At 61.5% G+C, this 12,833-nt stretch carries 10 protein-coding genes and 1 pseudogene; 7 read left to right on the forward strand and 4 right to left on the reverse strand.

All coding sequences use genetic code 11. The features are described from left to right. Positions 1-30 precede the first annotated feature (30 nt). On the forward strand, positions 31-450 hold the full coding sequence (locus G473_RS26335; RefSeq protein WP_035706500.1) for a hypothetical protein: 420 nt from the start codon (positions 31-33) through the stop codon (positions 448-450). A 61-nt stretch (positions 451-511) separates the two neighbouring features. Here G473_RS26335 and G473_RS0110695 read toward each other — a convergent pair whose 3' ends face one another. From G473_RS0110695 to G473_RS0110705, 3 genes are all read right to left on the reverse strand, one after another. Next, positions 512-2,194, reverse strand: coding sequence for a methyl-accepting chemotaxis protein (locus G473_RS0110695; protein WP_029013090.1), 1,683 nt, complete (start codon positions 2,192-2,194; stop codon positions 512-514). Between the two features lie 239 nt (positions 2,195-2,433). After that, positions 2,434-2,910 (reverse strand): hypothetical protein, encoded by a 477-nt coding sequence (locus G473_RS29225; protein ID WP_051330138.1) that lies wholly within the window; start codon positions 2,908-2,910, stop codon positions 2,434-2,436. Beyond that, positions 2,907-3,470 (reverse strand): RNA polymerase sigma factor, encoded by a 564-nt coding sequence (locus G473_RS0110705; protein WP_029013091.1) that lies wholly within the window; start codon positions 3,468-3,470, stop codon positions 2,907-2,909. The genes G473_RS29225 and G473_RS0110705 overlap by 4 nt, the downstream gene beginning before the upstream one ends. Before the next feature lie 174 nt (positions 3,471-3,644). Between G473_RS0110705 and G473_RS30285 the strand changes: the two are divergent. The 6 genes and pseudogenes from G473_RS30285 to G473_RS0110735 all read left to right on the forward strand — a co-directional run. Then, positions 3,645-3,850, forward strand: a pseudogene (locus G473_RS30285) (transposase); the annotation flags it as partial. 396 nt (positions 3,851-4,246) lie between these two features. Next, complete coding sequence (locus G473_RS0110715) at positions 4,247-5,644, forward strand: P1 family peptidase (RefSeq protein ID WP_154667358.1); 1,398 nt, start codon at positions 4,247-4,249, stop codon at positions 5,642-5,644. A gap of 82 nt (positions 5,645-5,726) precedes the next feature. Beyond that, positions 5,727-6,917 (forward strand): serine hydrolase domain-containing protein, encoded by a 1,191-nt coding sequence (locus tag G473_RS26345; protein ID WP_084437909.1) that lies wholly within the window; start codon positions 5,727-5,729, stop codon positions 6,915-6,917. Further along, the gene (locus G473_RS0110725; RefSeq protein WP_051330139.1) at positions 6,914-8,284 is read left to right on the forward strand and encodes a peptide MFS transporter; all 1,371 of its coding nucleotides are present in this window, start codon (positions 6,914-6,916) and stop codon (positions 8,282-8,284) included. The genes G473_RS26345 and G473_RS0110725 overlap by 4 nt, the downstream gene beginning before the upstream one ends. 11 nt (positions 8,285-8,295) lie before the next feature. Then, a complete protein-coding gene (locus G473_RS0110730) occupies positions 8,296-9,681 on the forward strand; it encodes an aminotransferase (RefSeq protein WP_029013095.1) in 1,386 nt (461 codons plus the stop codon). Positions 9,682-9,882: 201 nt separating this feature from the next. Beyond that, positions 9,883-12,231, forward strand: coding sequence for a TonB-dependent receptor (locus G473_RS0110735; protein ID WP_029013096.1), 2,349 nt, complete (start codon positions 9,883-9,885; stop codon positions 12,229-12,231). A 275-nt stretch (positions 12,232-12,506) separates the two neighbouring features. Here the strand turns inward: G473_RS0110735 and G473_RS30860 are convergent. After that, a partial coding sequence (locus G473_RS30860) for a hypothetical protein (protein WP_210163221.1) occupies positions 12,507-12,833 on the reverse strand: 327 nt, incomplete at its 5' end.

The raw sequence follows: 12,833 nt of genomic DNA on the forward strand, positions 1-12,833 counted from the left end.
CAGCAGGATGATTCAAGGGGAGCCAGGGCGATGAGCGATACCTATGTCACGCTCAAGATCCGCGAGGCATTGAAGGCCGCGCAGGGTAGCCGTGGGCAGGCACAGCGCATCCTGGCCGCCTGGGCATTGGATGACGAGCAGTTGCTGCGTGGTCTTTGCAAACCCTTCCTGAAAGCCATCGTTGGCAGCGCCGTGGATCGCGTGGCGCGCGGCGGCGGGGTGACCACCGCCGCGCCAGCGCCCGGCCAGGGCATCAGCCGCCCCTCCACGGGGCCAAAGAAGCTGCCGCCGCAGATGCTGGATGCCATCATCGCGCGGATGGGCACGGGCGGCGGTGCGGCCCCGTCAAAACCGGGAACGGCAGCGTCGGAACCGGCAGATGAGGCCGGTGATCAGGCCGATAACCTGAAGGCGCTGGCGGCGGCTTTCAGCCAGCGGCGTAAGCCCTGACGTAAAAAGGGCGCCGCCCGATGGCGACGCCCTTTCATACCCTAGGCTTCGATCCGGCGTGTTAAGCCGCCCTGATATCTGCAAGGAACTGTTCTACCTGCGCACGCAGGGTTTCTGCCTGCTGGGCCAATTCCTGCGCGGCACCCAGCACTTGACCGGCAGCGGCACCGGTCTGGCCGGCAGCTTCCGTCACCTGGATGACATTGACCGACACTTCCTGTGTACCGGCGGCGGCCTGGGTGACATTGCGGGAAATCTCCGTCGTTGAGGCGCCCTGTTCCTCCATGGCGGCAGCAATCGACGTACCGATCTCCGACACGGACTGGATCGTTGCGCCAATGCTGCGGATGGCAGTGACGGAGCTTTCCGTCGCCTGCTGGACCGCCCCGACCTGGGTCGCGATTTCTTCCGTTGCTTTTGCGGTCTGCTGGGCCAGCGTTTTCACTTCGCTGGCGACGACGGCAAATCCCTTACCCGCTTCGCCGGCGCGCGCAGCCTCAATCGTGGCATTCAGCGCCAGCAGGTTGGTCTGCGCCGCAATATCCTGGATCAGTTGCACGACAGCGCCGATACGGCCTGCGGCCTCCGCCAGGCCGGCGACGGTGTGATCGGTCTGCTGAACCTCGTGGGCTGCCCGGTTGGAGATGGTTTTTGAGTGGTTAACCTGATGATTGATTTCGGCGATGCTGGCGGCCATTTCCTCCGACGCAGCGGCAACCGTCTGGACATTGGCCGTGGTCTGCTCTGCCGCCGCGGCAGCGGCTGCCGCCTGGCGGCTGGTTTCCTCGGCAATGGCGGCCATGGATTGGGCCGTAGCGTCCAGTTCCGTCGCGGCGGCCCCCACGGTGCGCAGCACAGCCGATGCCTGCTGGTCGAAATCATTGATCAAACGGGCGATATTGACGGCGCGTGCTTCCTTTGCCTGTTGCTCCGCTTTCTGCTCCTCGCCCAGCCGATCGGCGGTGACCAGCCCTTCCTTGAAGACTTGCACGGCGCGGGCCATCTCGCCCACCTCGTCGCCCTTGTCCGCATCGGGCACAGCCACAGCCAGTTCATGTTTGGCCAGCCGGTTCATCACACCGGTCAAAATCTGTATCGGCCGGACCACGCCACCCAGAAGTGACCATATCGCCGCCAGTGTCACCGCGATCGCAAGAGCGAGGACTACACTGATTGTGATCAGGGCAGAGCGTGTGGCGCTTCGGACTTCTGTCACTGCGGCATCCGAGGTCGCGATATTCAGCTTGATCAGCTTCTCCACCTCACCTTGCACTTCACGATATTGCGGAGTGAGTTTGCTGGCCATAAGAGCATTTGCTTCGTCGGTACGACCTTGCAGCTTCAACGCCTTAAGGTCGTTGAAGGATTCGCTGTAGCCGTTCCAGATGCGCAAAAGGTTTTCATAAACGCGCTGCTCTTCCGGGCTGGAGATCAGTGGCGCGTAATTCTGCTTTGCCTCGGCCAGGAGCTTAGCCGAAAGGGCCATCCGCTCATCAGACGCTTGTATGTCTTTTTCACTGGAGGCAGTTAGGTATTGATAATGGTTGATGCGGGTTCGCATCAAAGCTGCGTAGAGATCGCCGATATAGCGGACAGAAGGCAGGGAATCGGTACCGATCACAAGCCCGTCATTCGCCACCACGTTCAACCGTGTCAGCGAGAAAAGGCCGAGCAACAATGTGAAGGCCAGAACCGCGCCGAAGGCGCCGATTACCCGGATACGAATTGAAAAATTCCGGAACATGCCCGTCTCCAGCGTGGAACTTTAAATGGTCAATGCTCCATTACGCTCGCCCAAACTATTGCGCAACCTCTGCAGGGGGATAGTAAAAACTATGTTTAAATATTTAAATCATATTTAATGACTTAGAAACATTCGTAAAATCAAAGACTTGAAATTTTTTGATAATGTAAGCGGCATCTGCGCACGATCGTTCTTAAACAGATCCCCCACCTGACCAAAAGGTGGGGGGATCTCGATCGTCAATAGGCGCTTTCCAACTGACGACGTTGTTTTTCCAATATAGCTACCTGCCGCCTGGTTTTGATGTGGAGCACGGTTGCACCGCTCAGCATGAGGCAGCCAAGAAGCGTGGCCGCTGCCGCCCCGGATCCTATGCCGGAAGACCATAATAGTCCGGCCCCCAGGGTATAAAGGGCACTGAAGCCTGTGGCGAGGCGGGTAGCGGTAAGTTTATGTCGCCCATATAACGGGCGTCTATGTGTCAGCACCCATCCGGCGTGTGCGACCCAGCATAGGGCCATGACAAGCATTGTGGCAAATGCTGCCATTGTGCGGGTGGGCAGTGATGTCTCGGTCACCAGAAGGGCCGTGAGCGTGGCGGCCATAGCCAGCGCAGCGATAAGAAGCGCTACATAACCCCAGCGCTCTGGCCGGTTGAGCATATCATGACCTTGACGGATCAGAAGCGTTTCCACCCGCGCCTGCGTCGTGTTCATCGTTCCAGCCTTTCCATAAGGGTGCGTAATTGTCCCCGCCCCCGAAACAGACGTGATTTCACGGTGCCGACCGGCACACTTTGAATCTGCGCGATTTCAGCGATCGGGATTTCTTCCAGATAGAAAAGGGTCAGGGTCTGCCGCTCGGTCAGCGGTACCTGATCCAGCGCCTGTTCAAGGGCGCGCAGGATCATTTCGCGGTCGGCGCTGGCATCCCGTTCATCAATCATGGCGATATGATCGGCTTCTTCCATCTCCCTGGTTTGGGGCAGGCGCTGACGTTTGCGTAAATGATCCATCGCTGTGCGATGGGCGATGCCGAATAGCCATTGCCGAAAACGATATGGGTCCCGTAAAGCCGGCAGGCCGCGCAACACCCTTAGCCAGACATCCTGGACCAGTTCGTCTGCCTCGTCCGTATCGCGTGCCCAGCCCCGCAGATAGCGGAACAGGGGTGCCGCCCAGCGCCGGGCAAGCGCTTCGAAAGCGTCCGCTTCGCCCAGCAGGCAGCGTATTGTTAGCAATGTGTCGGCGCGGTTGATTTCATCATCATCAGCCATGCTGCCTCCCTTTCATTCAGGTAGTCGCAAGGCGTAGTGAAAGGTTCGGGGATTTTTATACGATCAAGGAAAACATCGCCTGAAAACACGAAAGCCGCCGTCATGTCTGACAGGGGCGTCAGACTGCTGACAAAGCCTTTACCAGTGGCGGGAGTTTTTGATTCAACCATGGTTATGCTTAAGCCAGCCGTGCCCCAACAAACGGAACTTGAGATGGTGATGATCGCGTCGCTTGTTCCGGTGGCCCATCTGCTGCGGAAGATCGACCCGGCGATGGATTTCAGTTTGATCCGGGATCGTGTTGCGCATTTTTACTGCGCAGACAATGGCTGTTTGGCGCTGCACCCCGTGGTTTTGTCAAGACGCTGCTGATCGGTTATGCGTCGACCTTGAGCCAGAATCCTGCTGGCCGCTGCCGCCCAGAAGATCAAGAAAATCGCCACCACCCTTGCACGCAGACGGGGGCCTGATGGCAATTACCCAGGCACTGCACCTCTCATCTGGGCAATCGACGTCTTATCTGCACCGTCATCCTCATTGGTCTGCCAAAAACCACCATAACCGTTTGAAATAACCCGAAACAAAACCCCGCCCAATTTCAACGGTGTTTGTCAGCAGTCTGGGGGAAAGCCCGCCTTCCCCTTTTCCATTTCCAGGCCCCGGATGGTGACCCTTGCGCACCATGCCTGACCTGATTGTCATCTTCCGTCTATCGCCTGTGCGCAGCAGGATGATGCGATAAAGCGAATGACAAACGACCAGCAGGTAGAACGGGCATGACAGTGAAGACGGGTTCCGCCGGGCGTGGATGGCGCCGCATGATGCGCAACGGGTTGCTGGCTGCCAGCATGCTGGTGCCTTTGGCGACAATGCCGGCCGGGGCGGGACAGGAAAACCTGACCCCCGTCGTCAATAACGGGCAGAATCTGCTGCGCTTCGACTGGCCGATGCTGCGGATTGGTACGGGCGAATATGCCGAAGGCCCCACCGGGGTCACCGTCTTCACCTTTGGCCGCAAGGTCCATGCGGCTGTTGATGTCCGTGGCGGTGGGCCGGGCACGGTGAATACCGACTTTGTCCGCCTGGGCTATGAGACGCCCGACCTGGATGCCGTCGTTTTCGCTGGTGGTTCCTGGTACGGGCTGGAGGCGACCACGGCAGTGGCCACGGCCATGATGGATGATGGCTATCGGTCCGGTTCCTGGGACAATCTGGCCCTGTCCGTGGGTGCCATCATCTATGATCTGGGCGACCGCCGCCTGAACGAGATCTATCCCGACAAAAAGCTGGCCCAGGCCGCCTATCGCGCGGCCAAGCCGGGGGAATTCCCGGTTGGGGCCCATGGGGCAGGCCGGCTGGCCCGGACTGGTGGCCTGTTCGGCTGCAACGCCGCCTCTGGCCAGGGTGGTGCCTTCCGCCAGATCGGGGAGGTGAAGATCGCCGCCTTCACCATCGTGAACGCGCTGGGCGTGGTGGTGGACCGGGAGGGCAATGTCGTCTCCTGCCACAAGGACAAGGACTGGCCCGCCGGGCTGAAGGCGGCAGACCTGCTGCAAGCCATGCCGGACAGCCGCAAGCCGGACTGGAAGGGCCTGCGCACCGGCAAGGATGAGCGGCGCAACACCACCGTTTCCCTGGTTGTCACTAACCAGAAGCTGGACCAGGCGGAACTGGAACGGCTGGCCGTGCAGGTTCACACCTCCATGGCGCGCGGGCTGCAGCCCTTCGCCACCATTTTTGACGGCGATGTCCTCTATGCCGTTTCCACGGCTGAGGTGGAAGGCGACAAGGGGCTTCCTTCCTTCGATCTCGCCGGCGTGGCGGGGGAGGTGATGTGGGATGCCATCCTGTCGTCTGTACCCCAGCAGCCGGTGGCGCCAAAACCGGCCAAGCGCGCGATCTTGAAGGCAGATCAGGTGTCGGCCCTCGCGGGCGACTATGTCTTCTCCGATCAGGTGAAGGTAAGTGTCACGGCAGAGGGGGACCGGCTTTATGCCCAGGCCACCGGCGCGCGTGCGGCCTTTGCCGTGAAGAAGGAGGAGAAGGTGGAGTTGCTGCCCGTCTCCGATACCGATTTCACCATCCCAGGCCGCTATCCCTTCACCGCCCGCTTCGCTGCGCCCGGCGTACTGGTGCTGAACCCCGGTGAATGGCAGCAGGTGGGGCGGCGATAAGGCCAGTCCGGGCTTCACCCCTGCTGTCGCCTGACGCCGGATCGCATCCGGTTCCCCGTCCCGTCCGCGAAGGCCTTGACCCATGGACACGCCCTTTCCGCCGCCTGCTGCCGCGCTTGTTCCGCCCGATCTGGATGCGGCAGCGCGGGTGCGGCGGGCCTATTCCGGGCTATTGACGCCCGATATGATGGCCGAGACCCTGCGCCATGGTGACCGGCTATTCGCCACGCGGCTGGTGCCGGCCGCACCCATTCCCCGGCCCTTGCCCGAACGGCCGGTTGACCTGTCAGGCCTGCGCTTTGTCAGCGAGGGCCGCGCGGTCGATATTTTCGATTACATCTCCCGCAACCGGGTCCACGGGTTGCTGGTGCTGCATGACGGGGCAGTGGCGCTGGAAACCTATCAGGGGGGCAATGATGCCCGTACCCGATGGCTTTCCATGTCCATGGCCAAATCGGTCAGCACCACCCTTGTCGGTGCTGCCATCCGCGACGGGTTCATCGGCTCCCTGGATGATAATGTTGCCGATTATATCGGGGAGTTGCGCGGTTCTGCCTATGATGGCGTGCCGGTGCGCGATGTCTTGCAGATGACGTCCGGCGTCGCGTTCGATGAGAATTACGGTGACCCCGCGTCCGACCGCCGCCGCATGCTGGAAGCCCAGATCGCCCAGCGGCCGGGGGCTATCCTGCGCCATCTGGCCGGCCAGCCCAAAGCCGGCGCCCCCGGCACGCTTTTCAACTATTCCACCGGTGAAACCCATGTGGTGGGTGCGCTGGTCCAGGCCGCGACGGGCCGCTTCCTGTCTGATTATCTGGCGGAGAAGATCTGGCGCCCCTATGGCATGGAACAGCATGCACGATGGTGGCTGGAAGGGCCGGATGGGCTGGAAATTGCCGGCAGCGGCCTGCATGCCTGCCTGCGGGACTTTGCCCGTTTCGGCCAGTTCGTGCTGGAGGGCGGGGTGATCGACGGCATGCCCGTGCTGCCCGATGGCTGGATGGAAGAGGCGGCACGCCCACGCCACCTCGCCACCGGACAGGCGCTGGATTACGGCTTCATGTGGTGGCCCCAGCCGGGCACTGATGGCGGCTTCCAGGATGGGGCCTACAGGGCCGGCGGCATTTTCGGCCAGTATATCTATGTCAATCCCGCCCGGCGGCTGGTGGTGGCGGTCAATTCTGCCCGGTCCAAGCCCAAGGGGGCGGAAGCCATCCCCGATATCGATTTCTTCAATGCCGTCGCGGCGGCCTTCGCCCAGGGTGACCGATGACCGACAGCGCCGTCAGCCTTGCCAACATTCCCGGTCAAGGCCGGGCCTTTTTCGGCCACCCCAAGGGACTGGCCTATATCGTCTTCACCGAGGCGTGGGAGCGCTTCTCCTTCTACGGCATGCAGGCACTGCTGGTGCTGTATATGGCCGGGTATCTTCTCCATCCGGGAGCGGTGGAGCAGGTGGCGGGCTTCCCCGCCTTCCGCGCCCTGGTGGAAGGGATTTTCGGTCCGCTTTCCACCCAGGCCCTGGCCACCCAGATTTTCGGCCTTTATGGCGGCCTGACCTATCTGACGCCGATCTTCGGCGGGTTGCTGGGCGACCGCTATATCGGTCGGCGTCGGGCGGTCATGCTGGGGGCCGTGATGATGGCGTTCGGCCATTTCATCATGGCGTTCGAGGCGGCCTTCCTGCTGGCCCTGCTGTGTCTGGTACTGGGCTGTGGCCTGTTGAAAGGCAATCTCGCCGCCCAGGTCGGTGCGCTTTATGACCGGGAGGATCGGCGCCGCGATGCCGCCTTTTCCCTGTACTATATGGCGATCAATCTCGGTGCCTTCATCGCCCCGCTGATCTGCGGCACGCTGGGGGAGCTTTACGGCTGGCATTACGGTTTTGGGGCTGCCGGCATCGGCATGCTGATCGGGCTGGGGATTTATTGGCATGGCCAGCGCCATATGCCGGTTGATGTCGTCGCCATTCGGGGGGGAGAGCGCACACCCCTGACCCGGCGTGACAGTCAGGTGGTGGCGGCCTTGCTGCTGATCCTGCTGACCGCCACCCTGTTCTGGACCGTGCAGACCCAGGTCTGGACCACGTATGTGCTGTGGATCCGGGACCGGGTGGACCGCAGCCTGTTTGGCTTCGACTTGCCGATCACTTGGTTTCAGTCCGTGGATACGCTGGCGGTGCTGGCACTTGCCCCCGTCAGTCTGGTGATCTGGCGGCGGCTGGCGAAGCGTCAGGCAGAGCCGGGCGATCTGGGCAAGCTCATCATCGGCTATGGCCTGTTCGGGGCCGCCGCGCTGTGGCTGGCGCTGGCGGAAACCCTGGCCGGGGGCGGTGATGGCCGCATCAGCGTTGTCTGGCCCATCCTGTTTCATTTTATCTGCGCGTCGGGATATCTGCATGTGGCGCCCATCGCGCTGGCCCTGTTCACCCGCAGCGGCCCCCCCTCCATCAACGCCATGATGGTGGGCGTCTATTACCTCTCCATCTTCGCCGGCTCCATCGCCAGCGGCTGGCTTGGCCGCTTTTACGAGGCGATGAGCCCGGCCGCATTCTGGGCCCTGCATGCCGCCATCGTCGGCGCCGGCTCCCTGATCATCCTGCTGCTGAAGCGGCCGCTTGGCCGCGTGCTTACCCGATAAGGACAAGTCGCATGACCATCCGCAACCATGATATCGCGGCCCTTCGCCGCCTGGATGTCGCCCATCATCTGCCGGCCCAGCAGGATCACAAGCTGATCCGCGATATTGGCGGCAGCCGCATCATCACCCGCGCCGAGGGGGCCACCATCATTGATGGCGATGGCAACCGCATCCTGGATGCCATGGCGGGTCTCTGGTGCGTGCAGGTCGGCTATGGCCGGGATGAACTCGCCCGCGCCGCCTATCAGCAGATGCGCGAGCTGCCCTATTACAACACTTTCTTCAAGACAGCCCCCGCCACCACGGTGGAACTGGCCGCCCGTATCGCTGGCCTGATGGGGGGTGACCTCTCCCATGTTTTCTTCAATAATTCCGGGTCGGAAGCCATCGACACGGTGATCCGGCTGGTGCGCCATTACTGGACGACCAAGGGTCAGCCGGACCGCCAGATCATCATCGCCCGCGACAATGCCTATCACGGCTCCACCATCGCCGGGGTCAGCCTGGGCGGCATGGGGCCGATGAAGGCACAGGGCGGGCCATTGCTGCCCGGCTTCAGCCATATCATGCAGCCCTACAGCTTCAATGAAGGGTTCGGTGAGGATGAGGAGGCGTTCTGCCAGCGCGCCACCGCCGCGCTGGAAGCCCGCATCCTGGAACTGGGCCCCGATAATGTTGCGGCCTTCATCGGGGAGCCGGTGCAGGGGGCTGGTGGCGTCATCATTCCCCCGCGCGGCTACTGGCCCCGGATCGAGGCGATCTGCCGCAAATATGGCATTCTGCTGATCTGCGACGAGGTGATCTGCGGCTTCGGCCGGCTGGGCTCCTGGTTCGGCTTCCAGCATTATGGGGTGAAGCCGGATATCATCTCCATGGCCAAGGGCCTGTCCTCCGGCTATGTCCCGATTTCCGCCGTTGGTGTCGCCAGCCATATTGTGGAGACATTGCGTCAGGCCGGCGGCGCCTTCATCCATGGCTACACCTATTCCGGCCACCCCACCGCCGCTGCTGTGGCGCTGGCCAATATCGACATTATCGAGCGGGAAGGGCTGGTCGGTCGCACGGCCAGCGATACCGGCCCCTATCTGGCCCACGCCCTGCAGCGCCTAGCCTCTCATCCGCTGGTGGGAGAGGTACGTTCCATCGGCCTGCTGGGGGCCGTGGAAATTGTCGCCCGCAAAGGCACCAACAGCCGGTTTGGCGGCAAGGAAGGCAAGGCCGGCCCCATCGTGCGCGATATCTGCATCGACAAGGGCGTGATGGTGCGCGCCGTGCGTGACACGCTGGTGATGAGCCCGCCGCTCACCATCACCCATGCGGAGATCGACCGCATCGTGGAAACCATGGCGGCGGCTTTGGATGTAGCGGGCCCCGCCCTTGCCGAGATCGGTGCCTGATCCACACCATCCAGGGCGGGTTGGCAGCCTTAAAATGCGCGACAGTAAAGTCACCCCCGCCCTGGTGCCTAAAAGTCACCGATCACCGCATCATTGGCATCTGTTTCCGCAGCGCAATAGCACCGCATCATGCTATCGACGCCGCTGCGGGACAGTAGGCGGTAAAGCCAAGAACAGATGAACAGAACGGGGATTCCTCAGATGACTGTCTTCGACAGAGTCTCTTCGCGTGCCCGCCTGCCATTGGCGACCTCGCTGATGGCGCTCACCGCCTTTTCCGCCCTGCCGGCCCACGCGCAGGAGGCAGCCCCCGCCTCTGGTAGCGTCGTGCTGGAGGAGATCATCGTCACCGCCAACCGCCGCGCAGAGCGGTTGTCGCGGGTGCCGGCGTCCATCGCCGCCTTCAGCCAGGAGAAGATGGACAGCCAGGGGGTCCGACAGATCGAGGATATCACCCGTCTGACACCGGGGCTGAATTTCAGCCGCCAGAGCTATTTCAGCGGTTCCAACACCAACATCTCCATCCGTGGCATCCAGTCCAATGATGGGGCCGCCACGACCGGCATCTATATCGATGATGTGCCGATCCAGGTGCGCTCCCTTGGCTTCTCCTCGGCCAATGTCTATCCCAAGGTCTTCGATCTGGAGCGTGTGGAGGTGCTGCGCGGGCCGCAGGGCACCCTGTTCGGCGCCGGGGCAGAAGGTGGTGCCGTGCGCTTCATCACCGGCCAGCCCGATCTTGAGAACACGCATATCTATGGCCGCTCGGAACTGGCCTTCACCGAGAAGGGCGATCCGTCCTATGAGGCGGGCGTGTCGGTCAGCACGCCGGTGCAAACCGGCAAGCTGGCCTTCCGCGGCTCGGCCTGGTATCGCCGCGATGGCGGCTGGGTGGATCGTACCAACCCGGAAAATGGCACGATTGCCGACAAGAATGCCAATGCTCAGGACAGCAAGGCCGCCAAGCTGGCCCTGACCTGGGCGCCGACCGATAGCCTGCGCATCACGCCGGGGATTTATTATCAGGACATCGATATCGATGACACGACGGGCTATTGGGAAAGCCTGTCCAACCCGTCAAAGGGGGAGTTCCGCACTGGCTATGCCCTGTCCCAGCCGCAGCACGACCGGTATTACCTGCCATCCCTGACCATCAATGCCGATTTCGGGGCTGTGGAACTGACCTCCGTCACCGCCTATTTCGACCGTGATCAGGACGAGGTGCGCGATTACACCAATTTCGTCAGCGAGATTGTCGGCGCCGGTCCCTATGTGACCCTGCCGGGCCAGAACGCGCCGGGTTATTTCAGCGAGAAGCAGAATAATTTCAGCCAGGAACTGCGCCTGCAATCCACGCCCGGCGACAGCCCTTGGACCTGGGTGGTGGGTGGCTTCTACAGCCATGAAAAGCAGCAATCAGCCCAGGCCAACCAGGACAGCTATGTCGACACGCTGATCCGCAACGCCACGGGTGGCGCCTTCAATGCGGCAAGCTGGTATGGCGTACCCCTGCTGCCGGGCGATTTTCTCTATGACAGCCGGACCCGGTCCAAAACTGAACAGATCGCCGGTTTCGGTCAGGTGGACTACGCGCTGGCCGATAAGCTGAAGGTCACTGCCGGCGTGCGCGTTGCCCATCTCAAGATCAATCATGAACAGGCGGCCGAAGGGCCCTGGGCGGGTGGTACGCTTGCCAGTGATGGCTCCACGTCAGAGACGCCGATCACGCCCAAATTCGGCCTGACCTACCAGTACGATCCCGACGTGATGTTCTATGCCACGGCGTCCAAGGGCTTCCGTGCCGGTGGGGCGCAGACGGCGGTGCCCACCAGCTTCTGTGGTGCTGATCTGCAAAGCCTGGGCTTGCAAAGCTCCCCCACCTCCTATGACAGCGACAGCGTCTGGTCCTATGAGGCGGGGACCAAAAGCTATCTGTTCAATGGTCGGGTGATGGCGGAAGCCAGCGGCTATTACATTGAATGGAAGGATGTGCAGCGTTCCGTCTGGCTGCCCACCTGCGGTTCCAGTTTCATCAACAATGCCGGCTCCATCACCTCGAAGGGCTTCGATCTGTCGGTGCAGGGCAAGGTGACGGATGATGTCACGCTGGGTGTCGTGCTCGGCTATACAGACGCCACTTTCGACCAGACGGTGCTGGGCGGTGCCGGTGCCATCCTGGCGGAGAAGGGGGATGCCGCGTTCGACGGCCCGAAATTCACCATGACCGTCACGGGGCAGTATGATTTCGTGCTGGCAGGCAACACCGATGCCTATGCCCGGTTTGATTACACCTATTCCAGCAAGGGCCCCCGGGATAATCCCGCCGTTTATTCCTACGATCCCGTGCTGACCAATGTGCCCAGCATCAGCCAGGTCAATCTGCGGGCGGGTGTGAAGCTGGAAGCGGTGGATCTGTCGGTCTTCGTCAATAACCTGACCGATACCCACCCGGCCCTGGGCCGTTTCCATCATTTCGCAGGCTCGCCCCTGACGACAAACTCTACCTTGCGTCCGCGTACCTTTGGCCTCACGGGAACCTATCGCTACTGATAGCTTCCATAGGTGCCATTACGCCCGCCCGCGACGTTCTCCGTCGCGGGCGGATTTGTTTAGGGGAAGGGGCATAACGAGGGGTGGCGCTGTTTGTTCCATAAAAATTCTCCGTCCCTTCAAAAAACCGCTTGCCCTTCTGTTTGTGTGCGCCTATACAGCGCCTCCCACGACGGCGGTGCTTGTTGGTTTCGCAGTTGTTGGGATTGGTGGTTCTGGGATTTCTCAGTATTGCCGAGGTTCTTTGAAGGGTTTGTCCCTTCGGACAAGTGGATTTAACTATTGCCCCTGTTAGGTTGCTGGTATCTGGATTTGGGTCTGGGTGTTGGTGACTTGGTGGGATGGTTGGCCGGGTTTTGGTTTGCTTTGGTTTGGCGGTTTGGTTGCTGCTGAATAAAAAAGCGGACGGATGAAAAAAACTGGTTGACTGGTTGGTTGGGGTTGGCTAGAAAGCGCTCCACCGACGCGGCGGCGACAAGCTGCCGGGCGATGGTTTCGCAGTCTCTGAGTTTGGCGGTTATGCGCTGGATGGGGATTGCAACGGCGAGATCCTCCTGCTTTTGTGGGTGCCGGTTTCGGTCTTCTGATGGAGATCGGGGCGA

The sequence above is a fragment of the Niveispirillum irakense DSM 11586 genome, from assembly GCF_000429645.1.
GTDB classification, from domain to species: Bacteria; Pseudomonadota; Alphaproteobacteria; order Azospirillales; family Azospirillaceae; genus Niveispirillum; species Niveispirillum irakense.